This window comes from Magnetococcales bacterium, assembly GCA_015228815.1.
In the GTDB taxonomy this organism is placed as follows: Bacteria; Pseudomonadota; Magnetococcia; order Magnetococcales; family UBA8363; genus UBA8363.
This window is the reverse complement of the sequence record JADGCV010000007.1, coordinates 38617-62214: the sequence shown is the minus strand read 5'-3', so window position 1 is coordinate 62214 and position 23598 is coordinate 38617. Positions and strand designations below refer to the sequence as shown.

The following is a 23598-nucleotide window of genomic DNA, read 5'->3' as shown; positions in this document are numbered from 1 at the left end:
TTTCAATCCTTCCAACGGATCAGCCCTCCAGCGTGGGGAAACCAGCGCCGGATCCAACCGCATCCGTTGCGCCAACCTCAACGTCCTTCCATCTCGGCAACCTGGCGTTCCAATTGCTCCAGCCGCATCCGTGTCCGGCTCAACAGTTCACGGGCGGCATCGAACTCCTCGCGTCCCACCAGGTCGAAATGCTCGACCCCTTCCTGCACCAGGTCACGAATCTTGCGGGTCATCTCCTCCCGCGTCTGGCCCACCATGTTGAACACCCCCAGGACATTCTGCGTGATCTGATCCAGGATCGCATTGTCAATTTGCATCGTCTTTTTTCCTTGAATGGATGAATGCCCCGATTGAATGGACGATCCTTCAACCGACCGGTGCATCGATTGCCGGAGGAGACACCCCCGGTTCCACATACTCCAGACCGGACCGCCCATGGAAATAGCCATTGCAAAAGGGGACCCCGCCATTGATTTCCAACAACCGGCGCCAGGCCTCTTCATCGCCAATGCGCCGTTGCAGCCGTTCATGCCATACCGTGACGATCTCCTCCATTCGCTCGCTCTGAGGGGAAAGACGGATCACTCCGACCCCCATCCGTTCCAGTCGATCGACCTCGTTCACAAGATTGTAGATACGATGCGACAGGGTTTGGGTGCCATTGATCGACAGAAAGGGGACCCCTTCCTGCGTCCGCATGGCCAGGCCATCGGGAAAATCACCACACCGGTACTGACAGTTGCTCTTCGACAACTGAAAGGCCCGGGCCGTATAACAACGGGCGGAAAAAGTCAGCGGCAGTTTGCCATAGCAGAAGACCTCCCCCTCCACATCATCTCCCTGGCGGGCGATCAATTCCCCGATCGCCTGGGCCGACAACTCGACGGGATAGACGACACGACGGACCCCGACCTTCTTGAGAAAGTCCACCGTTTCGGGATTGTAGGTGGTGATGTGCGGTCCCGCCACCATCGGGGTCCCTTCTCCGACCGCGATCCCCCCCATGTCGTTGGCCTCCAGCCACCACCCCCCCGAGGCTGCCGCTGCCGCCACCTGATGCAACAGTTCCTCCTCCGCCGCGTTCATCACCAGGCCCAACGTCGAAAAGACGATCTCCTTTCCCGAAGGGGCCAGTTCCCGGGCCAGTTCCACCATCTCCCGGGCCGAAAGCGATTGCCTTTTGGAACAGACCACCTCGCCAAGATACAAAAGGTCCACCGGCGTTTCGAAGGCCATTTTCCGGTAATAGTTTTTAAAACCGTTTTTTCCCCAGTCGAATGGAGACGGCCCGAGACTGATCCGCATCACTGCCACCGTTGTTCATAGGTCCCCAGGGTATGGGTCGTCCCCTCGGAAATTGCATTCAATTCCTTGATCCACTTGCCCCTGGGACGGAAGGAGCCGGGATCGTCATAGTAGGAATCGACCGCCTGGCGGAGAATCCGGGTCACCGTGGCCACATAGGATTTTGTCCGTTGCCGCCCCTCGATCTTGAGCGAAATGACTCCCGCCTCGATCACCTCGGGGAGCATTTCGAGGATGTTGAGTGATCCCGGCTCCTCCATCGCATGATAGACCCGTCCATTGGCCTCGAATCGTCCCTTGCAGACGGTCGGATAGGCCGCCTCCTCATCGGAACCGTATTCGGCGATCAACAACCCGCCCAGCCGTGTCTTGAGGTTTGAACCCGTGTTTTCGAAACGGACCGCGCGCGCCGGCGAACAGACCCCCTCGATATTGGGAGAAACCCCCGTTGCAAAAGAAGAAAGGTAACAGCGCCCCTCGGCCATGACACACAGACCGCCGAACGCAAACACCTCCAGATCGACCCTGGTCCGACTCCCCAGGGAACGGATTTCGGCAACGGTCAGCACCCTGGGAAGGATCACCCGCTCGATTCCGAAGTGTTTTTGGTAGAAATCGATGGCCGGGGCATTGCTGGCGGAGGCCTGTACCGAAAGATGGATCGGCAGGGAAGGGTGGCGTGTGTGACAATACTCCAGGAGGGCCAGATTGGCCATGATGATGGCATCGGCCCCGAGTGCCGCGGCCTGATCGACCGAACGATACCAGAGATCCGGGTCACCTGCCCGCGGAAAGGTATTCAAGACCACATTGGCCTTGACGCCGTGACGATGGGCATGGGCGATTCCCTCCGCGGCCTCGTCCACGCTGAAGTTCAACCCTTCGAAATTCCGGGCGTTGGTGGCATTGCGAAAGCCGAAATAGACGGCGTCCGCGCCATGATCCACCGCCGCGCGCAGGGAAGGGAGATTTCCCGCGGGGGCCAATACTTCAACTTTTTTCTTCATCCGTGTCGCTCCCGTTCCAGACGAAACCCTCCCCCAGGCCAATCATGTCGGGGTGCAGTCTATCCCACTTGGCCTCAATAGGCAAAAACGGTTTTTGTTTTCATCCACCATTCAACGCCCCCCCATGTCACCCCCCCATGGAGAGATCAGCCCATGCGCCACCCCCAACTGGTCCATGACGCGGGCGACGACAAAATCCACCAGGTCGCCGATTGCCTGAGGTCGATGGTAGAAACCCGGAGATGCCGGAAGAAGAATGACCCCCAGGCGGGCCAATCGCAACATGTTTTCCAGATGAATGGCCGACAGAGGCGTCTCCCTGGTCACAAGAATCAGTTGTCCCCGTTCCTTGATCACCACATCGGCGGCACGTTCGATCAAGTTGTCCGAAAGGCCCATGGCCACCGCCGCCAGGGTCCCCATGGAACAGGGACAGATCACCATGCGCCGTCCTCCCGCCGACCCGGAGGCCAATGGCGAACTCCAGTCCATGAGGCCATGATGCCTGAAACGCCGATACTCGATCCCCGCCGCGGAATTTCCCATCCATTTCAGGAATGCGGCGCGAACCTCCTCTCCGTCACCCTGGACATTGAGTCCGCATTCGCGAGCCAGTACAGTACGGGCAGCCGTCGAAAGCAAGACCTCGACCTCCTGCCCCGCCATCAGCAGGGCTTCCGCCAGACGGAGGCCATAAACCGCCCCCGATGCCCCCGTCAAGGCCAGAATGGTCGATGCCCCCGTCAACGCCTGTTCCATCCCCATGGAGACCCCCTTGTCGGTTTACACGCCCGTCCAAATCCAGGATCTCGAATCGTTCACCCTGGCCCGGTCCCTCGGACCCCCCATACGTCTGGAAGCGATTGCGCAAGGGATCATCAACAGCAATTTCCGTCTTACCACCCCCAGGGGCACCTTCATCCTCACCCTTGTGGAAAATCACGAAGAGGCCTCCGCCCTACCTTTTGTCGTCGATCTTCTGGAACAACTCGCCAACCGCAACCTTCCGGTACCACGCCCGATCCTGGATCATCAAGGGAAGGCCCGCTTCACCCTTTCCGGGCGTCCCGCCCTTCTGGTCTCCCTCCTTCCGGGATACGCGCCCGATCCCCCCAACCCGGAACAATGCCACCAGGTGGGAATCTGGCTGGGCCGGATCCACCGCCACGGACAAGAATTCCCCGCCCCTCCTCCCGGACGCCTCCGGCCCGAGTCCTGGGCGCCGATGGTCCATCGCCTGGCCACCGCCAACGACATGATCGATCAGGACATCGTCTCCTGGTTCAAGGAGGAACTCTCCTGGCTGGGCGATCATTGGTTCAACCGGGACCTCCCCCAGGGATTGTGTCATGGCGATCTTTTTCCCGACAACACCCTGTTTTCCGGCGACCGGTTGACCGGAATGATCGATTTTTACAGCGCCTGCGCCGGCCCCTGGCTGTACGATCTGGCCGTCTGCCTGTGTTCGTGGTGCCTCGACGATCAGGGATGTCCCCACCCCGAACACATCGATGCCCTGCTCCAGGGCTACGACCAGGTGCGCCCGCGAAACCGGGAGGAACACGATGGGCTTGTTTGCGCCTGCCGCGCCGCAGCCTTCCGTTTCAGCCTCAGCCGTTTCCATGACCGTTGCTTCCCGCGCCAGGGGACGACCGTCACCCGGCGCAATCCGGAAAGTTTCATGGCCAGATTGCGTTTTTTTCAATCGCTTGCCGATCGAAAATGGCCGGATTGAAGGGAAACGGACGCCGAACCTCACAGGCGATCGCCCTCGATGACGGTCGTTTCGTAGTCCACCCGTGTCAGATACAACCCCCATGGCGGGGCCGTCGGCGCCGCCCGGGTGCGATCCCTCGACCGAAAAACATCCTCGAACCGGGACACCGACCAGCGTCCGAGACCGACAAAGACAAGGCTTCCCACCATGTTGCGCACCTGGTGATGCAGAAATCCATTGGCGGCAAAAATAATACGCAATTCCTGATCTTTTTCAATGATTTCAATCCGCCGCATCTCCCGGATCGGGCTTCTCGACTGACAGGAGGCCGCCCTGAAGGCGGAAAAATCGTGACTGCCCAACAAAATACCCCCGGCCCGTATCATGGCGTCCTGATCCAGCCTCCGTCCCAAATGCCACATCCGCCCCTGCTCCAGGCAGGAGGGAGCAGCGCGCAGATGGATGCGATACAGGTACTCCCGCAGCCGGGCCGAATAACGGGCATGGAACTCCGGCCCCACCTCACGACATTCCAGGACCGCGATGCGCTCACGCAAGGCGGCATTCAAGGCGCGGGAGAAAACCTCTGCGGAACGCCCGCACGAGGTATCGAAATGGCAGACCTGGCCCAGGGCGTGGACCCCCGTATCGGTACGTCCCGCCCCGATCACGCGCACCGCATGACCGCATAATACCGCCAACCGCTCCTCCAGCACCCCCTGAACCGTTTCCAGACGGGGTTGCCATTGCCAGCCGAAGAACCGACCGCCATCATATTCCAGAAGGAGCCTGTAGCGCGGCACTGTAAGCGTCCCGACGGTTTGCCGTTGCGAACCGCGCCCCTGGGCGTGCTGACATCGGCACGGGAATGCCCTTGGATATTTTATAGCTACAGATCATGAGGCTGCAAACCAGTATGGCGTGAAAGGCGTGACAACATGCGAGGACCAATTTCCTCCTGATCGTGAAAAGCAAACACAACGTCCGCCCACCCATCCCTTTCCAAGGTGCGATGGGATCCGCTCTGACGCTTGATCCGCCAGCCGATGCGAAGCATGCGGCCAATACAAGACGCGCCTTGCTGGCGGGCCACATGGTCATACGGCGGCGAACGAAATCGTGAACGACCGTCCCTGGGTTTCACCGTTCTCAAGGCGTTCCGCCAAGACCCGCAGAGCCAGAGCTTCGACGCGGGAAATGGCATCCTCATCGGTCCGACCATAAGCCACCACTCCGGGCAATTCCATCACCTCGGCCAGCCAGCGACCGTTCGTTTCCTGCTCATATTCAATGGTGTAGTTCATTGCCATGGGCTCCCGATCGTGGCATTTCTCAACAAGAAGAAGAAGTGCCATTCCCATCTTCGATTTCCTGACGGACGACTTCGATACCGTTAGGATTCGCCTCCGGAATTTTTATCCGCCATTCTGGCCTTGGCGGCAGCGGTCCGTTGTTTTGCGGCGGCAACCTTGTCAACCTTCGAAACGGAACCTTCGGCATCCGCTTCCCTGGATTCTGTCGCATCATCTCCCGCTGCGTCACCGCCCTTGGCCGGACGCTCCTTTCTGGGTGGTTTTCCCAGGGCAGGACGATAAATTTCCAACCGATCCCCCAGGGCCACGACATGGTCGGGTTCGATGATCTTCCCAAAGATTCCAATCTTGCAGCGTGACACATCGATCTGGGGAAACCGGGAAAGGATTCCCGACCGTTCAACCGCTTCCCGGGCAGTCACCCCTTCTTGAACCTCCACATCCAGGACCATCTGTCTCTGGGCCTCAGCGTAGGCAACGGCGATTTTCATCAAGTTTTTCTCCCCTGAAATCGGACCGGAACACCAGGACGTCACCATGGAACGGCTCCGACCGCTCCATGGTTCCGACCACATGTGGCAGGATAGTCCCACCGGACACAATGTTCAATATCCCAACATCACCCCATATCGGCCACTCCCGTTCGGCTTCCTCATCCAAAAAGATGCGACGACAGATACCGATCGCCGCGATCGGGAAGGATGACCACCATGGTTGCCGGAGGTTCCAGGGTTTTGGCCAGATCGAGCGCCGCCGCAACCGCCCCGCCTGCGGAGTGTCCCACGAACAGCCCTTCCCGGCGCGCCAGCCACAGGGTCATTTCCCGCGCCGCCTGGGCACTGACCTCCAAGACCCGATCCACCCGCGACGGATCGTAGATCCCGGGCAGATAGGCCGCGGGCCAACGCCTGATTCCGGGGATCCGCGACTGTTCGTCGGGATGAACTCCGATGATCTGGACGGCGGGATTGCGTTCCTTCAAGGCCGCCGAAACCCCCATGATGGTCCCGGTGGTCCCCATGGAAGAGACAAAATGGCTCACCTGCCCCGCGGTATCGCGCCAGATTTCCGGCCCGGTCGTTCTTTGATGGGCCCGCCAGTTGTCAGGGTTGGAAAACTGATCGAACATTTTCCCCTCCCCCTGGGCCACCATCTCCCGCGCCCGATCGATGGTCCCCTCCATCCCCTTGGATTCGGGTGTCAATTCCAGATGCGCCCCGAAGGCCGCCATCACCGCCCGCCGTTCGATGGTCATGTTCTCCGGCATCACCAGGGTGATCGGATAGCCACGGGTCGCAGCGATCATCGCCAGGGCAATGCCGGTGTTGCCGCTCGTCGGCTCGATGATGCGCATTCCGGGCCGGATCTCCCCCCGCTGTTCGGCCCCCATGAACATCCCCAAGGCCGCACGGTCCTTGACCGAACCTCCCGGATTGTTGCCCTCCAGTTTGGCAAGGATCCGGATCCCCCTGGAAGGGGTCAGGCGCGTCAGTTCCACCATGGGCGTGTTGCCCACGCAGTTTTCCAATGTCGTCACGTAGAAATCCCCTGAAAGTCGTGAACCACTGGGTACAAAGATCCTTGTCAATCCGCCAAACCATGCGCGGCAGGATCATGTCCAAGAAATAAAATACACCAATTCCCCTGAAAAGTTCATCCCCATTCCTTCCCCCCCGAAAAATCTGTTATCATTGGCATCGTCGCGACTTGTCCCGGACACGCCCCATCCGTCCGGGTACACCTGGACAATCGGCAACAAAACCAGTTCCATTCCGGCCCACAAAGCACAATAAGGATGGAAACGCCATGGTCACCCCACTCTCCATTCACATGATCTCGGCCATCATCTGGGTCGGTGGCATGTTTTTCGCCCTAAGGATGCTCAGGCCGTCCCTGGAACATTTGTCGCCGCCGGACACGGTAACCCTTTGGATCGGAGTTCTCGAACGGTTTTTCTCCTGGATCCGGGTGATCGTCCTGCTGCTGCCCGCCACGGGATACTGGATGGTCTTCGGAGAGATCGGTGGCTTCCGACAGGCTGGCCTGCATGTGTACCTGATGCACACCCTGGGTTGGATCATGATCGGCCTGTTTCTTTGGATTTATCTGTTTCCGTTTCGGCGCATGAAGAAAATGGCCCGGGAGGAACTGATCCCGGAAGCAGGCATGTACATGATGCGCATCCGACGCCTGGTATCGATCAACATGGTTCTGGGAATGATCGTGTCAACCCTTGCGGCGGTCGGACCTTTCATTTATTGATTGACCGAGGTCGTACAAGGGCACCAGGGAGATGAATCGGTTCCATGAATCAACGAAGCGCCCGGTTTTCCATCGGACAGGTCATTCGCCACAATCTTTATGCGTATCGTGGGGTGATCGTCGATATTGACCCGGAATATCAGGGGGATGAGGCCTGTTATGCCCGAATGGCCCGGACCCGCCCCCCGAAGGATCGACCGTGGTATCAGGTCCTGGTCCACGAAAGCGACAGCGAGGCCTATGTGGCGGAACGCAACCTGAAACCCGACGACACGTCGGAACCCGTGACCCATCCCCGGCTCAATGTCTACTTTCATTCATTTCTGGATGGCCAGTATCGTTCCCGAAGCAGCCTGCACTGAACCGTCCCATGGCCATGGATTCCCGAAGATGAAGAAAAACACCAATCCCGATTGGAACCGCCTGGGCAGCGCCACACGCGCCCTCCACTCCGGAACCCACCGCACCAATGAGCGGGAAAACAGTCTGGCGATGTTTCTCACATCGAGCTATGTCTTCGGCAGCGCCGAACAGGCCCGGGCCGTGTTCGCCGACGAGGAGGAAGGCAACATCTACAGCCGCTTCACCAACCCCACCGTCGCCGCCTTCGAGGAAAAAATGGCCCTTCTCGAAGGGGGCGAAAAAGCCATCGCCACCGCGTCGGGGATGGCCGCGATCGCCACCGTTTTTCTCTCCCTTCTTTCTTCGGGAGACCACCTGGTTCTCAGCCGCTCGGTATTCGGTTCGACCACCAACATGGCCAATACCCTCCTTTCCCGCCTGGGAATCGGCGTCACCCGGGTCGAACTGTCCGATTTTGACTCATGGAAGAAGGCCATCCGCAAGGAAACCCGGATGTTCTTCGCCGAAACCCCATCCAATCCCACACTCGAACTGGTCGATATCGCAGCCCTCGCCCAACTGGCGCGCCAACACGGCATCCTCCTGGTCCTCGACAACGTTTTCTGCACCCCCTGCCTGCAAACCCCTCTGGCCCTCGGCGCCCATGTCACGGTTCATTCCGCCACCAAATACCTCGATGGCCAGGGGCGGGTCCTTGGAGGCGCCATCGTCGGCGACCATGACTTGTTGATGAAACACGTCTACCCTTTTCTGCGCAATGCCGGACCCGCCCTGTCCCCTTTCAATGCCTGGGTGCTGTCCAAGGGATTGGAAACCTTGCCGCTACGGATGGAAAAACATTGCGACAATGCCGAACGGATCGCCCAGGACCTTGCCACCCATCCCCGCCTCCAAGGTCGCATCCGCTATCCCGGACTCCCCGACTTTCCCCAACGGGCGCTCGCCGAAAGACAAATGCGCCGACCCGGAGGAATCCTGTGCCTTGAACTCGATTCGCGTCAACAGGCCCACCGCTTCATCGACAGCCTGCAACTGGCCACCATCACCGCCAACCTGGGCGACACCCGCACCCTCGTCACCCATCCCGCCACCACCACCCATGGCAAACTCTCCCCAGCCGACCGGATCCAAGCTGGAGTCACCGAAGGACTCGTGCGCATGTCCATCGGCCTGGAAAACGTCGAGGACATCCTGGCCGATATTCATCAGGCACTTGATCATCTCTGATGCCACCGTCAAAGCATCATGTCGCACCACAAAGAACAGATGCACGTCAAGATTTTTTCCGTTAAATGATCATTAAATATTTTCCTGATTGAAAATTACGGAGGTTACCGTATAGCATGATGCACTTGGAGTAATCAAACCCCTTATTGGAGGTCTTCCATGAAACTGAAGTCTGCCCTCGTTCTATTTGCCGGTGTTTTCATGACCAGTTCGGTCGCCTTCGCCGGAGCCGATGATGCCAGCTGGATCGCCAAGTGCATGATGGACAATGCCAAGGAAAACGTTGCCCCCGAAGTAATGAGCAAGTATTGCACCTGTATGAACGCCAAGATGGACGAAAACGAAACCCTCTCCATCACCGCCTGGGAACAGAAACACCCCGCGGAAATGGCGGCCTGCGAGAAGGAATCCGGCTGGAAATAACGTCCATCCGGGGCTTTTACGCCGCTCAATGATGGACCTGATTTGATCCTTGGAAACGCCCCGTCATGGACTCATGATCCGGGGCGTTTCTTTTTCATCCTGGCCCGAAGGTGAAATGACTGTAACGAAAAACGGCCCGAATGAAAAAATCATTCGGGCCGTTATCATCATTGGCTCCCCGGCGCGGACTCGAACCACGGACAAGGTGGTTAACAGCCACCTGCTCTACCGACTGAGCTACCGGGGAATGGACTGAAAAAGGACAGGCCCGTTGGAATCCAAGTCGCGGAAATGGACAAGAGCGACCTGCAGGACCGAAAAAACCACCTTCAAGACAGTCCCTTTTCAGAACGGCAATCTTAGATTTTCGCTAATCGCCGGTCAAGGGACTTCCCATCACGAAAAAAAAATTTCCTCCCGGTATGGCGCCATGACGGACACATCCCGAAGAAGAGAAATTGCAAAAAACGGCACAAATCTTGCTTCATTTAGGAGTGTTGCATGATCACTCTGTTTCTACATCTCAACTCCCCCGGGGGCCAAAATGAAACATTCCGACGCTTTCGACAAGAATACTGCTGAAAAAGGGACTCGGACCTTCTTTTTTCCCACCCGGGTCGAGCTTCTGGAGTGTCTTGATGATCCGTCCCGCGCCACTGGCACGATCAGGCGTCAACGACCGCGTCCGTCTGGAATGGCCCTCGCACTCAAAACACCGATGCCCGACTGAAAGTCCTTGATCCATGACTCTGGATGAGCGACAGATCGAACGCTATTCGCGCAACATTCTTCTGACGCAATGGGGTGGCGCGGGACAGGAACGTCTGCTTGACGCCCGGGTGTTCCTCCTTGGAGCGGGAGGGTTGGGCGCTCCGGCGGGATTGTATCTTGCCGCCGCGGGGATCGGTCGTCTGATCATCGCCGATTCGGACCGGGTGGAACTTTCCAATCTCCAGCGGCAGATCCTCTATGGCACCCCCGACATCGGTCAGCCCAAGGGGGAAACGGCGGCCCGGGCCCTGCGACGGTTGAACCCCGACGTTCAGATCGATGTCGTCACCGGACGCGCAACCGCCGAAACTTTTGATGAAATCCTCCCCCGATGCGATCTGGCACTGGATGCCAGCGACAACTTCGACACCCGCTATGCGTTGAACGAGGCCTGCCTGCGTCACCACAAACCGTTGGTCTCCGGGGCAGTCCTTGGATTCGAGGGGCAGGTGGCGGTTTTTCGTCATGGCGTCGATGCCCAGGCGCCCTGTTATCGTTGCCTGTACCCGGAACCATCCAGAAATTGTCACGCCTCCTGCGCCACGGCGGGCGTGTTGGGAGGGGTGGCCGGAATCATCGGGGCCATGCAGGCGGTAGAAACAATCAAGGAGTATCTTGGCATCGGCACGACATGCGCCGGGGAAGTGCTGCTCGTCAACACCCTTGATCTTGTCTTCCAGCGCATCCGGGTGCCAAAAAACCGCGCCTGCCGCACCTGCGGCTGCCATTAACCATCTTTCGCAATTCGACCCCCGACATAGAAAAATCCTGGGTAACCGAACCAAAAAAGCCAGGCGTATCAACTACTTGTTGCAAGATAACGGCCAACCGATCACGAACCAGTCTGTCAAAAAAAATGTCGCGACCAGGGCTTCGCCCTGGACCCACCAGAGGGGCCACGGCCCCTCTGGACTCCCCGCCCTCTTTCCTTGCGACCAGCCCTCGGGCTGAGAAACGCCCGCTTGCTGGTCGCAAGGAAAGAGGGCAAAACCAACAGCAACCCCAAAACCACCAAGGGCAAAAGCGTAAAAGGGCTAAGGGCAAGTCCTCGAAAGGCGGAAGCCCAGGCCGCTGTAGCGGCTGCCCGGGCCGTCGTAGTTGCGATACGCGGAGCGGACGTTGGCTGGGTTGCTGTCCCAGCCGCCGCCCCGCCCGACCCGGGCGGAGCCCGAAGATGGCCCTTTCGGATTGTCCCTCGGGGAATTGGCATAGAACTTTCCGTCATACCAATCCGATACCCACTCCCACACATTTCCGCTCATGTCATATAAGCCCAGGCCATTGGGCGCCTTACCGCCCACTCTATAAGTCGTATTTTCAGAGTTGGTCCTGTCCCAGGCCACCCGATTTACATCATTTCCTCCGCAATAGGTTTCATTTTTTCCCCCGGACCGGCACGCATATTCCCATTCCGCCTCCGTCGGCAATCGATAGGTACATCCATCCTGTTGTTTATCGAGCTTGCGAATGAAATCCTGCGCATCTTCCCAGGAAACCTGCTCCACGGGACATTCATCGCCACACGAAGCAAAATAGGATGGGTTCGTTCCCATCACGGCTTTCCACTGCTTTTGCGTCACTTCATACCTTCCCATCCAGAAAGCGTCTACACATACCTTATGCACCGGACCTTCATCGTCATCCCGGTCTTTATCGGTCTTTGGTGAACCCATCTGGAAACAGCCCGGAGGGATCTGGACAAATTCCATGTCTGGCGATTCATCCATGACAAACCGGTTGCTGGGAAAGATCATGGTTGCGGTTCCCGGACCTTGAACTTTGACGAGAAGCCTGAAGGAACCCCCTTTTGGCGCGGAGATCGCAGTCTGGAACGTCCGTGTTCTCGGCGGTGGTTTTTCAATTTCCCGTCCCAAGTGGTACAGGTGAAACGAAAGAATGCTGGCATCCGTGATTTCGGACGACAGGGACCAGGAAAATTGCACCCCTTGTTGATTGTCATTCCGGATACCGGTCAATTTGACTGGAAAACCCGACAGGCTGTAGAAGACGAACGGGCCATGACGAAGGTCCCCGTACCCCAGACGCAGATAAGAGGGTGAATTGTCAGAAAACAGACGCTCATCGGGAGTCAATTCATAGTACCACCGGCCCTGGACATCCCGTTGCGCGAGCAAGATGGTTTCCGGCCAATCGTTCACGGAAATCCTGACCGGGCCATTCCGTTGCCGGCGATCATAAAAACGCAACGGTTCTTCCGGTGTCAGTAATGCCCACGGGGGGGTATCGGTCAGGAAACGAAATTCAGGCTCCGGGGGAAACAAGCGGGCCACCAGATCCGGTTTGGCCAACCCGGTTCCCATGACGAGCATACCGATCACACCGATCAACGCGGACCCGTAGGCCCATCGTCCAGGGGGCCTGGCCCGTTGCAAAGGAATTTTGTGCCAAAGAACGCGCTCCCCGGCGACCATGGACGCTTCGGCCCAGCCTCCGAATCCTTCCCTGGAAAAAAGGCGCATCGCCTCCCGCGCTTCCGGGCGGTGTTCCGGATCCAGGACCAGGAGACGCATACGGGCCAGACGCGCCTGCACCCAGGCGGTTCCCCTGGCGGTGATGGTTTGCAGATCGCGAGAAAGAATGTTTTCTCCCCACAGGATCACCTGGGACAGGAGTGCCGGATCTTCCCGTGTCACCTCCGCGACAAGGGCTTCTCGAAACCATGGGGGCAAACGGACTTTTCCACCCGGTCCCAGCACGGGCTCGGCCAGAATCAGGCATTTTTCCAGGGTGGTTGCATCCAACGAAACAATGCCTTCAAGAGGCAACGATCGCCATAGGGCCATGGTCAGCACCCCGGCACGATCCAGCACCGCCCCTGCCTGCAAAAACCGCCAGCCTGCCGTCCCGACCACGGCGCGCATGTTGGCCAGGCGGGTGGAACGATCCAGGGCGGGAGGTGGTGGCCTCCAGGGGGTGATGCTGTCGGCGGCGACCCCGGAAAGCCGCGACAGCCCGTCCATGGTCAGAGGCACCAGGCGCAGCCGCCCGGCAAGCAGGCGGATCCCCTCCGTCCATAATTCCGGGGGCTGGGGGTGGAGCCAGACGGCGTTGTTCAGAAGCCCCAGCCAGGGGGCGTTCGCCAGTCGGTATTCCGGTCGATGTTCCAAAAAGGCGCCATGGCCAAGAATGACCACCGTGGGGCCCCCCAGATTCGCCAGAACCTGTTCCAGGGCCATGCCACCCTCCAGGTTGGCCCCTTCATGGAGCGTTCCCGGTTCTTCCACCATGAATCGGTGCAGCAGTCGGTTGCCCTGCCGCTCCAGGGCCTGGGCAATCTGGCGGCCATATCCGGGCCAAAGGGCCATGCCGGGGGCGACATCCTCGATGAACAACACCGGCTTTCGGGTCAGCCATTGGTCATGGATGAGGGTGAGATGGCCCGCCCGGCGCACCGTGGCCAGAATGCTTCTCGGAATGTCCAGTTGGGGCGCGCGTATGGGTTCCGAGGGGGCGTTAAGATGAAAGGCGGCCTCGCGCAAGGGGCCGATGGGAAGTGGCCGCAGGTGGTCACAAACGGACGCTCCCGGAAGATAAACGCGGTGTCCCGTGGATTTTTCCAGGGACTCCAGGTTTCTTTTCTGAAGTCGAACCCGTTTGCGACGCAACAGCCCCGGAAGCGGCGCAAGCAGTAACAGCAGGGACACCGCCAGCCCCAGGAAAAACGGCTCCCGAGGCGGATGATAAGGGTCGGTATCCATTTCCAGATCCGTGGGTGTCGGCGCTTCTGGAAGTTTCGTCTGCATTTTCTGATTGGGGCCGGGTTGAACCGGGGCGGAAGGCAGTGGTTCTGGGGCCGGGCGTTGGATCTGTGAATCTACCCAGGCAATGGCCGTCGCGAGCAGAGCAAAAAATACCAACCAACGCACCAGGCGGGGTCGTTTGTTGCGTTGACCGACGTGGGGTTTGGGTTGCGTTCTGGGTTGCGTTTTAGGTTCCGGGACGGGTTTGGCGTCCGGGGCCTTCGGCAGGTCGATGGGAACAAAGGTTTCCTCGGGGGGGGCATCCTGGAACAGGAACGGCGCCAGTTGATCGATGATCAGGCGCTCCTGGTCGTTTCTGGCCAACAGGCTCTTGAGTACTCGCAGCCGCCGCTGCCGCGACCATGATCCGGAATGGCGGAAGGCGAGAGCCACCCGCCGGGCGTCATCGACACCGATGGCCAGTCCACGATGACGCAATCCCTGAAGCAGATCGGTCAGTGGCGCGTCAAACGGCTTCCTGGAGGCGGCGGAAATCATCGCGATCCTTCAGCAGCGCCTGCCACAGGGGCAGACGGGCAAGGGCGGGGCTGCGTACATGATCGACCGTTTTGCCCTGGATGGCGAGGGCGGTGAGCCAGGCCAGAAGTTCGCCGGTGGCCGGTTTTTTCACCAGGCCGGAGAGTCCACGCACCTCCTGAAAACGGTCCACGGCCGCCTCCACCAACCCGCCATCCAGGTTCATGTCGCGCAAACGTTCGCCAATGATGGCCACGAGCCGTTCCCGGCTGGGAAAACGAATGTGATGAAAGACGCAGCGCCTGAGAAAGGCCAGGGGCAACTGGCGTTCGCTGTTGCTGGTGATCACCACCACAGGACGGTGGGAACCGGCCTTGCGGCACGTAGGCTCCTCCAGTTCATGGACCGTGAACACCATGCGGTCCAACTCGCTGAGCAAATCGTTGGGAAAATCCCTGGGGGCCTTGTCGATTTCATCGATGAGGACCACCCGCCGCCGCCCTTCGACAATGGCCTGGCCCAGGGGGCCGTAACGGACATAGTTCACCGGATCCGCCGCCCGTTTGTCTCCAACCTGAATGTGGTGGAACCGGCCCACGGCATCGAAGGTGTAAAGCAGCTCCTGGGCCTGGGAGGTGGAACGGGTCTGGAAGATCAACGGCTCCCCAAGTCCCAACTCCAGGGCCAGACTGTCGGCCAGGCGGGTTTTGCCGCAACCGGGTTCCCCGGTCAACAATAGGGGTTGTCCCACCGCCAGGGAGACGTTGACCGCCTCCACCAGGTCGGCATCGGCCAGGTAGGCCCCCTGTTCGGCAAACAGAAAGCCACTTTCGGGCATCTGTTTCGCCAGTTCCGGTCGCGGAGTGCCGTCGCCCCGGTAGATGTCGAATGGAGGCAGTTTCGCGGAGGTCATCGTGCGTTCCTGTTGTCGATTTTTTGCTTCAGAAGGGAAAGAATGCGTGTGTTGTCATGGTTGATGCCCATGATATTTTCCAGGGCTTCATCGTGTTCGCTCCCGGCCATGGCCAAGGCCTTGTCCAGAAATTGCGCCACCTCGTCGTGCGTAAAAGGTTCCAGGGCGGGCAGAATTTCTACCCGAACGTCATGTTCGGGGGAGGTCTGTGTATTGAGTCGCTGGATAAGATTGTTCATTCGTTTTTCACTGGCCTGGAAATGAAGGCGCAATTGCTCATTCTTCTTGCGCCACGTCAACAATTTTTTCCAGTCAAAAATCGGCACTTCCTGTTTGGGAGTGGCGATGGGCACGATCAGATAAACCGGGAGACGGGTACGTAACCGCATGGCCTGCGTCATGATGGCGATCCATAGGTGTTGCACCAGAACCAGAAGCGCTTCAGCTTGGCGGTCCTGTTCCAGGAGGATGGTTGCATTGATTTGGAACACCAATACCTTGCCGGTTTCACAGCGTTCGGCAATTCCTCGGGCCAGACGCGCCTCCAGAACATTCTGTTCGCCGTCATCGGCTATTTCCAGGGCCTGGGCCAGTGTACCTGCAAGTTCGTGGCGGTGGAGTGACGCATCTCCTGCCATGCGAAATTCAAAACCGACCAGAGGTTTCCACAATGTCCGCTTGCTTTCGAGCAGATGGGGAACCTGCTTCAGGAAATGCTCATGTCCCGTCCCCTCTTGGCCACGCACTACGATGACGAGGGGTTTCTCCAATAATAGAAAATATTTCAGCGCCTTGGCCTGTTGATCGAAGCCAAAGTCCAGAATCGTGGCCCCCGGCGTGGAGGTTGATCGAGGGGGTGTGGCCATCAGGGGCAGGGGGGGGCCCAGGAGGGAGAGGGTCAAAAAGGCCCATCCTGCCTGACTGCCGGTCATGTAAACCTGTTCACGGGCCTTTTGCAGGGCAACATCCACGGAATCGCCTTCTCCTATGGCACCGTAGAACTCGGTGGCCAGGGCGGCGGCTTCGTTGTCTTCCACCGGAGCGAGCAATCCCACGACCATGGGAATGCCCTTGTTGAGCAACTGCCGGGTGAGACCGCCAAAAGGTTGCAATGTCGGGGTGCCGGTTCCGGCGCTGCGGCAGGCGTTGAGAAAAACCAGATGGAGACGACGGCCACGGCGGGGGTTGGCCAGAAGTTGTGCAATGCGGGTGGTTTCGATGGGGTCGGGACCGTCCCGGTCGTCCAGGAAAAGCAGTCCATCACCCTGTTCAACACCATGACCGGCAAAATGAAAAATATGGGGTGGGCCATCTCTTTCCATTTTGTTACATACGGTTCCCCATTGACCCAGGGCATCCATCTCCACCCGAAAGCGACCGTCGTGTCTGGAGTTTTTGATCTGGTTATAAATCCGATCCAACTCCTTGCCGGTATCGAGAACGGCCCATGATCCGGCCCGTTCCTTCTTCAGTTGCACCCCTTGGAGTTGTACCACCAGCGACGTGGGAAGTGGGGGATGCTCAGGTTCGCCTTCGTGACTGCGAACGCAGGTGAAGGATGGATGGACCCCCAGGTGACCCGGACCGTCCAGGGCCACGATTTCCCAGGGCCATTGGGAAAATTTTTCGTCCAAATACCATTCGATGCGCCATCGGGGGGCATCCTCATTCGGGTGTTGCCCCTCAAGCAGGATCTTGCGGGCCTCCTCATCCAGCAGCCAGTCGGCCAGTTCCTTGCCCACCCGAAGCAGAATGTTGCGCCGATTCGTCCAGTCGCCCCTCAATGATTGCCACAGGGGTTCCGTGCGGCGGTGATCCGGCGGTGGTTCTTCTGGTCTCCTGGACCAGGGGGAGCGATCCCCGGAATTGAAGGTGATGACGGGTTGGCCATCCGTTATGCGCATGGTAACGGCCAAAAGCAACGTTGATGAAACCGGCATCCGAACCCCTCCCAGTACGATGAAACCTTCCCATTTTCATGCGAATCATATCTCTGCCTCGATTTGGAAACAACCCTGGACAGAACGCCTCATTTTGCGGATGATGATCGTTTTTCAGATGCTGGTTTGTCGAAAGGGACTGTTGATGGGCAGAATCGTAGAGATAAAGCTGGATGAAAACTCAACTTTTTTCGCGGAAGTCGCGGACGATGAGGTGGTGTTGCTGGATGACCCTTCCGGGCAGGGAGAAAGCGGGCCAGTCTTTCGGGGAGAAAAGACCCTCAGCAACAAGGTTTCCACCACCGTGATGGAAGCCTTGGAGACGGTGCAACCGGTGGTGCAACGGGTGGTGGATCGTTTTCGCGCCAGCGATCCCTCGGAGTGCCGGGTCTCCTTTGGCCTGAAACTTCATGGCAAGGTGGGGGTTGCCTTCATCTCCGAAGGGGGTGCCGAAGCGCAGTTGAAGGTGACCCTGCGCTGGCGCAAACCCAGGACCAAAAAGGCAAAAACAAAAAGTTCCGTGAATTCTGGGGGGGTGTGAGTTTTGAGTTGTAGTTGTTCCATGGTTTTCAGTTAAGTAATATACAATTGACATTCAGAGGAGGGTACCATGACATGCGAAATCGATCCAGTCAACCGGACTCATTTGGTTGCAACCAATCGTTTTACAGTTTCAGAGGGAGAATTTGATTGCTTGTTGGAATACCGGTCACACTGTAAAACAATCATCGCAGAGGGGGACTCTTGGTTCTCCTATCCGAGAAGGGCCGTGTTTTTTGGGCAACCATCAAATGTCGTCGATTGTCTGTCGTCGATGTCCTATTTTAATTTGCTGCAACTATCCAGTCCTGGAGATGAAGCGGTCAAGATGCTTTCTGGCTCCAGCTTCCGTGAAATTAAACGACTACTGGAGAAATACTATGAACAGCTTGATTTCTTTCTCTTCTCCGGCGGTGGGAATGATATCGTCGGCGAGGGCGATATGGATCGATTCCTTCATGATCAGAATACCACGCCAGGAAATCCCCTGGGGTGGATCAATCAAGAGGAATTCAATAAAACTCTTGAAAAAATTATCCAGGCTTACAAGAGACTGATCGATCATGTTATGGATTGCAACAGTAGATGTATCCTCATCACGCACACCTATTGCTATCCCCTTCCGAGCAATATTGGTGGAGCCTTCCTGGGTGGTTTGTTCAAAACAAAGTCGTGGATCAAGCCCTATATGGAGGAAAAAGGAATCAAATATAAGAAAGACCAATATGCGATCATAAAATGGATGATCGACGCTTTTGCTGACGAACTCATCAAGCTACGCTCGGATCGTGTCAGGGTGCTCGATATCCGTGAGATGATGCCAAACCGCACGGATTGGTTGAATGAAATTCACCTTACTCCCGCGGCTTATTCGAAAGTGGCTGGACTGTTTTACAAAGAGATCGTCTGATCGGTATCTGCCTTGGTGTTCAGTGGGACGGGGAGGCGGTGACCTGGCCTGAAAAAGAGGCCCCCTCCCCGGGCCACATGCGGGCAAGGTCATCCAGGAGGCGTTGCGACGGGACGACGTTGAATTCGGGGCCAAGACGGGTGGTGACGCGGGCCGATGGCAGGTTCAGGGTGGCCACGACGCGGCACCGTCCCCCCGCATGATTCTTGAGAATCCGTGACAAATGATCCAGATTGGCCGCCTCAAGCCAGGAATGGGACAGGTCGAGACGCAGCTCCCGGGCATGGTGTTGCCGGTAATGGTCAAGATCGGTCACCTCTTCGGCCATGAGTTTGGGTTCTTCCTCGTCGGCGCCAAGGGTGCCGGCGACGACAAGGATGGAATCGCCCTCGATGAGGTCGCGGCAGGTTTGATAGACCTCGGAAAAAATGATGACCTCCTGGTGTCCTTCGGGATCTTCCAGGGTGACGAAGGCCATCCGGTCGCCCTTGCGGGTGCGGTGGAGTTTGCGGTCGCCGACCAGACCGGCAATGCGGATTGTTCCGGGAATGTCGTTCCCCGATTCAAACCGCTCGTGCAGATACTGGATGCCGCGGATGCCATAATCCTTGAGTTCCGGCAGGTATTGATCCATGGGATGGCCGCTCATGTGAAATCCCAGGGATTCCTTTTCAAATTGAAGGGAAAGGGTATTGTCCAGAGGGGGGGTTGGTGGCAAGGGTGGATCCTGTTCTTCCGCCGCGAAAAGGCTCAAAAAACCCAGGTCACGGTTTTCCCGTTTTTTCATGCCCCGTGCCAGGGCGTCGGGCAGCGCTTCGAGGAGGGCCGCCCGATTGTCGGACAGGCAATCGCAGGCCCCCGACTTGATCAGGTGTTCCATCATGCGTCGGTTGACGCCGGCATCGGCAGCATGTTCACACAGATGGTACAGACCGCGGAAAGCCCCTTCCTTGTCGCGGCGCTCGATGATCTTTTCCAGGGCCCCGGCACCGACGTTCTTGATGGCAAGGAGTCCGTAACGGATTCTTTGCTCCTCGACGGTGAAGGTGGTGTGCGAACGATTGATGTCCGGGGGCAGCACGGGGACCTGCATGGCCTGACATTCACGGATGAACTGGGTGACCTTCTCGGTGACAAGTATGTCGCAGGTGAGGGTTGCCGCCAGAAATTCAACCGGATGGTGCGCCTTGAGCCAGGCAGTCTGATAGGAGATCAGGGCATAGGCGGCGGAATGGGATTTGTTGAAACCGTAGCCCGCGAATTTTTCCATCAGATCGAAAATGTGATCCCCGGTCTTGAGCGGTATGGCGTTGGCCTCGATTCCCTTGAGAAAGATTTCCCTTTGCGACAACATTTCTTCTCTTTTCTTTTTTCCCATGGCGCGACGCAACAGGTCGGCGCTCCCCAGGGAGTAGCCCGCCAGGACCTGGGCAATCTTCATCACCTGTTCCTGGTACAGAATGACACCATAGGTTTCCTTGAGGATCGGTTCCAGGGTCGGCCAGGGATAGACGACCTCGGTTCGCTTGTGCTTGCGATTGATGAAATCATCGACCATCCCCGAGCCCAGGGGGCCGGGCCGGTAGAGGGCGACCAGGGCGACGATGTCCTCGAAGGTGTCGGGGGCCAGTTTCTTGAGAATTTCCCGCATGCCCGAGGATTCCAGCTGGAAGATTCCCCGGGTCTTGCCCTCCTTGAGCAGTTGAAAGGTTTTTGAATCTTCAAGATCGATGTGGCGGATGTCCACGGGAGGTCGTCCCGAGGCCAGAAGGGGAGCGTTGATCATTTTCAACGCCGTATCGATCACCGTCAGGGTTTTGAGACCGAGAAAATCAAATTTGACCAACCCCGCCTTTTCGACATCGGCCATGTTGAACTGGGTGACGGGAATATTGGAGCGGGGATCGCGATAGAGCGGCACCATGTCGGTGAGCGGACCGTTGGCCATCACCACCCCGGCGGCATGGGTACCGGCGGAGCGGGGCAATCCTTCCAATTGCATCGCCAGTTCGATGAGTTCCCGGACCGCGGCATCCTCCGCCATCATCGCCGCCAGACGTTCTTCCTGCGCGATGGCCTCCTTGAGGGTGATGCCCAGGGTGTTGGGGATCAATTTGGCGATCTTGTCCACCTGGCCGTAGGAAAATTCCAGGACCCGCCCGACATCGCGAATGACCGCCCGTGCCTGGAGCGTGCCAAAGGTGATGATCTGCGCCATCCGGTCGTGACCATAGCGTTCCTGGACATAACCGATGACCCGCTCCCGTTTATCCATGCAGAAATCGACATCGAAATCGGGCATGGAGACCCGTTCGGGATTGAGAAAACGTTCGAAGAGCAGTTGATAGCGGATGGGATCCAGATCGGTGATGTCCAGGCTCCAGGCCACCAGGGAACCCGCCCCCGATCCCCTTCCGGGGCCGACCGGTATGTCGTTGTTCTTGGCCCAGCGGATAAAATCGGAAACGATCAAAAAATAGCCGGGAAAACCCATCTGGATGATGACATCCAGTTCAAATTCCAATCGTTGCCGATACTGAAGCGTCACCTCTTCCCGTTGCCCCTCCGGGGTCCGTGGCAACGTTTCCTGATCCAACCTGCGCTCCAACCCCTTTCCGGCCAATTGTCGCAGCCATGAGGCAAGGTCCTCGCCCTCGGGCGGTCGATAATCGGGGAGGACAGTATGTCCCAGTTCCAGGCGGACATTGCAGCGCCGAGCAATCTGAAGGGTATTGTCGCAGGCCTCGGGAATATCGGCAAACAGACGACGCATCTCCGCCATCGCGGCAAAGTGGTGGCGGTTGTTGATGATGGCGCGATTTTCCTGATACAAGGTCAAGCCAAGGCCAACGCAGGTCAGGGCATCATGGGCCCGCTGACCGGAAGGATCGAGGAAATGGCAATCGTTGGTGGCAACGACAGGCAGGTTCAATTCCATCGCCAACGCCATGGTTTCCCCAATCAGGTATTCCTCGTCGGCAAGGCCATGACGTTGCAATTCGAGGTAAAATCCGGGGGCTTCTTCATCTTCGGAGGCGAACAGATCACGGTAACGGATGGCCGCTTCCTGGGCTTCGACATTCCGACCCGCCTCCAGGTGGTGACCCACTTCCCCCTTGCGCCACGCCGACAATGCCAGCAATCCGCCCGTGTGGCGCCGGAGGGTTTCCAGATCGATGCGCGGCTTTTCGTGACTTCCTTCCAGATGCCCGATCGAAATCAGGGAGAGCAGATTTTTCCATCCCCGGGCATTCTTGCACAAAAGGATCAGCTGGTGGCGAACTTCAAGATCGGGCCGAACCAAGGTGTCCCGGCGGTCGGCGACAAGATACACCTGGGCCCCCATGACCGGCTTGATCCCCCCCTTGATGCAGGCAGAGTAGAACTGGATGGCGGCAAACAGGTTGCCCTGATCGGTCAGGGCCAGGGCCGGCATCCCTTCCTCGATGGCGCGCTGGATGAGGCTTTCCAGGCGGATGGTGGAAGAGAGAAGGGAATAACCGGAATGGATGTGCAGGTGGACGAAAGAAGGAGGGGGCGTCATGACCATTTTCCAAAAACAATGCCCCGGAGCGGAAACCCCACGGGAAACAAAATCCCCGGCCCGGATCCGTCACGAATCATCCAATCCAAGGGCTATCGTTTTCCGGGGAGGGGCGGTTGCGTGGGGGGGTTCACCAGCTTGAATCCTTCCGGAACCTGAAAAAGGGCGGGGGATTGCGGGGCAATGGCAATGTCTTGCACAACCAGAAAATCCCCAGCCGGTCCCGATTGGCGGACAATCAGGCGAAGTTCCTTGTCAACCCACTGTTCCATGACATGGGATTGTCCCTGGAATGTTTCGGTGATGGTCCATTTTTCCGTGGGACGACCGCCGTGATCGACCTCGCCAAGGAGCGTCCGGGCATGGAGCGGTCCCTGGCCGGGTTGTTGCTTGAGGACAAGGCGGCGTTCCGGATCGATCCACAGGAGGATTTCCCCTTTCTGATTGTTCTGGTGGATGGAGATGGTCCATTTTTCGACCGCGACTCCGTCAAGGGTATCGCTCCCGGCGCGGGTGCAGGTGACTTTTTCTTTCCTGGCGCAGGGGCTGTCGGGGTCGGAAGGGAGAATATCGATGTCGGGTTTGGGAAGAACGGCGACCTTGCCGGCCCCTTCATGATAGGATTTATCCTTGAGGTCCAGGGTCCAGGCTTTCTTTTCCGCCGTCAGCAGAATCAGCGCCCGGGTCCGATCATCCGTGGTCGATTCGATGCGCAGGCGATCCTTGCCGGAATACACCTTGCCCACGATTTTTTCACTGCCCGCGGCGGCTCCAGGGACATTCGGGTCGGTGGGTATGGTCCATTGGATGGTGGCGGAAAATTCCTTGGGATAGCCCGCAGCCTGGATCGTGGCGGGAACCGATCCCAGAACGAGGGCAAGAAAGGCAAAAAGGGCAATGGCTCGGGTTGAAAAATACATCGTTCGGGTCCTTCACTGGTAAAGAAAGTCTGTCTGTCGTGGCACGTCCCGAAAGGGGCCTGGAAGTTCGACGGAACTTGGCCAGGAGACGCTTGCCGTTTCCCAACCGCCCATCCCATGATCCATGGTGGACCGAGTGTATCCAAAAGAGGCGGGTTCAGGCAAGTTATTCACAACCGCGGCCCGAAAGCAGGAAGGCTTCCCA

At 58.2% G+C, this 23598-nt stretch carries 22 protein-coding genes, 1 tRNA gene and 1 pseudogene; 9 read left to right on the top strand and 15 right to left on the bottom strand.

The features are described 5' to 3' along the window. Positions 1 to 77: 77 nt before the first annotated feature. From HQL76_04385 to HQL76_04370, 4 genes are all read right to left on the bottom strand, one after another. Positions 78 to 317, bottom strand: coding sequence for an accessory factor UbiK family protein (locus tag HQL76_04385; protein ID MBF0108394.1), 240 nt, complete (start codon positions 315 to 317; stop codon positions 78 to 80). A gap of 49 nt (positions 318 to 366) precedes the next feature. After that, a complete protein-coding gene (locus HQL76_04380; protein ID MBF0108393.1) occupies positions 367 to 1305 on the bottom strand; it encodes a U32 family peptidase in 939 nt (312 codons plus the stop codon). Next, positions 1305 to 2312: a U32 family peptidase gene (locus HQL76_04375; GenBank protein MBF0108392.1), complete on the bottom strand. Its 1008-nt coding sequence runs from the start codon at positions 2310 to 2312 to the stop codon at positions 1305 to 1307. Before HQL76_04375 ends, HQL76_04380 begins: the two co-directional genes overlap by 1 nt. 111 nt (positions 2313 to 2423) lie before the next feature. Next, entirely contained in the window at positions 2424 to 3059 is a 636-nt protein-coding gene (locus HQL76_04370; protein MBF0108391.1) for a UbiX family flavin prenyltransferase, read from the bottom strand. 28 nt (positions 3060 to 3087) lie between these two features. Here HQL76_04370 and HQL76_04365 point away from each other — a divergent pair, with 28 nt between their 5' ends. Continuing rightward, positions 3088 to 4047 carry a homoserine kinase gene (locus tag HQL76_04365; protein MBF0108390.1) on the top strand — a complete coding sequence of 320 codons (960 nt, stop codon included), beginning with the start codon at positions 3088 to 3090 and terminating at the stop codon, positions 4045 to 4047. 20 nt (positions 4048 to 4067) lie between these two features. On the opposite strand, the gene truA is transcribed toward HQL76_04365, so the two are convergent. The 5 genes and pseudogenes from truA to cysM all read right to left on the bottom strand — a co-directional run bounded on the left by truA (position 4068) and on the right by cysM (position 6879). Further along, positions 4068 to 4832 carry a tRNA pseudouridine(38-40) synthase TruA gene (truA, locus tag HQL76_04360; protein MBF0108389.1) on the bottom strand — a complete coding sequence of 255 codons (765 nt, stop codon included), beginning with the start codon at positions 4830 to 4832 and terminating at the stop codon, positions 4068 to 4070. A gap of 86 nt (positions 4833 to 4918) precedes the next feature. Continuing rightward, a pseudogene (locus HQL76_04355) lies at positions 4919 to 5130 on the bottom strand (type II toxin-antitoxin system HicA family toxin). Continuing rightward, the gene (locus tag HQL76_04350; GenBank protein ID MBF0108388.1) at positions 5127 to 5333 is read right to left on the bottom strand and encodes a type II toxin-antitoxin system HicB family antitoxin; all 207 of its coding nucleotides are present in this window, start codon (positions 5331 to 5333) and stop codon (positions 5127 to 5129) included. Before HQL76_04350 ends, HQL76_04355 begins: the two are co-directional and overlap by 4 nt. Before the next feature lie 89 nt (positions 5334 to 5422). Next, positions 5423 to 5833, bottom strand: coding sequence for an RnfH family protein (locus HQL76_04345; GenBank protein MBF0108387.1), 411 nt, complete (start codon positions 5831 to 5833; stop codon positions 5423 to 5425). 161 nt (positions 5834 to 5994) lie between these two features. Continuing rightward, complete coding sequence (cysM, locus tag HQL76_04340) at positions 5995 to 6879, bottom strand: cysteine synthase CysM (protein ID MBF0108386.1); 885 nt, start codon at positions 6877 to 6879, stop codon at positions 5995 to 5997. Between the two features lie 269 nt (positions 6880 to 7148). On the opposite strand from cysM, the gene HQL76_04335 reads away from it, so the two are divergent. The 4 genes from HQL76_04335 to HQL76_04320 all read left to right on the top strand — a co-directional run bounded on the left by HQL76_04335 (position 7149) and on the right by HQL76_04320 (position 9617). Then, positions 7149 to 7604 carry a CopD family protein gene (locus HQL76_04335; protein MBF0108385.1) on the top strand — a complete coding sequence of 152 codons (456 nt, stop codon included), beginning with the start codon at positions 7149 to 7151 and terminating at the stop codon, positions 7602 to 7604. Between the two features lie 44 nt (positions 7605 to 7648). Beyond that, entirely contained in the window at positions 7649 to 7966 is a 318-nt protein-coding gene (hspQ, locus tag HQL76_04330) for a heat shock protein HspQ (GenBank protein MBF0108384.1), read from the top strand. 28 nt (positions 7967 to 7994) lie between these two features. Beyond that, the gene (locus tag HQL76_04325; protein ID MBF0108383.1) at positions 7995 to 9194 is read left to right on the top strand and encodes an O-succinylhomoserine sulfhydrylase; all 1200 of its coding nucleotides are present in this window, start codon (positions 7995 to 7997) and stop codon (positions 9192 to 9194) included. 159 nt (positions 9195 to 9353) lie between these two features. Next, positions 9354 to 9617: a hypothetical protein gene (locus HQL76_04320; protein ID MBF0108382.1), complete on the top strand. Its 264-nt coding sequence runs from the start codon at positions 9354 to 9356 to the stop codon at positions 9615 to 9617. A gap of 171 nt (positions 9618 to 9788) precedes the next feature. On the opposite strand, the gene HQL76_04315 is transcribed toward HQL76_04320, so the two are convergent. Continuing rightward, positions 9789 to 9864 (bottom strand) — tRNA-Asn (locus HQL76_04315). Positions 9865 to 10161: 297 nt separating this feature from the next. Here HQL76_04315 and HQL76_04310 point away from each other — a divergent pair. Both HQL76_04310 and HQL76_04305 read left to right on the top strand, forming a co-directional pair. Continuing rightward, positions 10162 to 10347, top strand: a complete 186-nt coding sequence (locus HQL76_04310; GenBank protein MBF0108381.1) for a hypothetical protein — start codon at positions 10162 to 10164, stop codon at positions 10345 to 10347. A 13-nt stretch (positions 10348 to 10360) separates the two neighbouring features. Continuing rightward, positions 10361 to 11119, top strand: coding sequence for a HesA/MoeB/ThiF family protein (locus HQL76_04305; GenBank protein MBF0108380.1), 759 nt, complete (start codon positions 10361 to 10363; stop codon positions 11117 to 11119). Between the two features lie 303 nt (positions 11120 to 11422). On the opposite strand, the gene HQL76_04300 is transcribed toward HQL76_04305, so the two are convergent. From HQL76_04300 to HQL76_04290, 3 genes are all read right to left on the bottom strand, one after another. Beyond that, the gene (locus tag HQL76_04300) at positions 11423 to 12919 is read right to left on the bottom strand and encodes a formylglycine-generating enzyme family protein (GenBank protein ID MBF0108379.1); all 1497 of its coding nucleotides are present in this window, start codon (positions 12917 to 12919) and stop codon (positions 11423 to 11425) included. 1696 nt (positions 12920 to 14615) lie between these two features. After that, positions 14616 to 15539 carry a MoxR family ATPase gene (locus HQL76_04295; GenBank protein ID MBF0108378.1) on the bottom strand — a complete coding sequence of 308 codons (924 nt, stop codon included), beginning with the start codon at positions 15537 to 15539 and terminating at the stop codon, positions 14616 to 14618. Further along, the gene (locus tag HQL76_04290; protein ID MBF0108377.1) at positions 15536 to 17479 is read right to left on the bottom strand and encodes a CHAT domain-containing protein; all 1944 of its coding nucleotides are present in this window, start codon (positions 17477 to 17479) and stop codon (positions 15536 to 15538) included. Before HQL76_04290 ends, HQL76_04295 begins: the two co-directional genes overlap by 4 nt. A 145-nt stretch (positions 17480 to 17624) precedes the next feature. Here HQL76_04290 and HQL76_04285 point away from each other — a divergent pair, with 145 nt between their 5' ends. Both HQL76_04285 and HQL76_04280 read left to right on the top strand, forming a co-directional pair. Next, a complete protein-coding gene (locus tag HQL76_04285; GenBank protein ID MBF0108376.1) occupies positions 17625 to 18020 on the top strand; it encodes a hypothetical protein in 396 nt (131 codons plus the stop codon). 69 nt (positions 18021 to 18089) lie between these two features. Beyond that, the gene (locus tag HQL76_04280) at positions 18090 to 18929 is read left to right on the top strand and encodes a hypothetical protein (protein MBF0108375.1); all 840 of its coding nucleotides are present in this window, start codon (positions 18090 to 18092) and stop codon (positions 18927 to 18929) included. 19 nt (positions 18930 to 18948) lie between these two features. Here the strand turns inward: HQL76_04280 and dnaE are convergent, their stop codons facing one another. Both dnaE and HQL76_04270 read right to left on the bottom strand, forming a co-directional pair. Beyond that, positions 18949 to 22473, bottom strand: coding sequence for a DNA polymerase III subunit alpha (gene dnaE / locus HQL76_04275; protein MBF0108374.1), 3525 nt, complete (start codon positions 22471 to 22473; stop codon positions 18949 to 18951). A 92-nt stretch (positions 22474 to 22565) separates the two neighbouring features. Next, the gene (locus HQL76_04270; GenBank protein ID MBF0108373.1) at positions 22566 to 23393 is read right to left on the bottom strand and encodes a hypothetical protein; all 828 of its coding nucleotides are present in this window, start codon (positions 23391 to 23393) and stop codon (positions 22566 to 22568) included. Between the last annotated feature and the right edge of the window lie 205 nt (positions 23394 to 23598).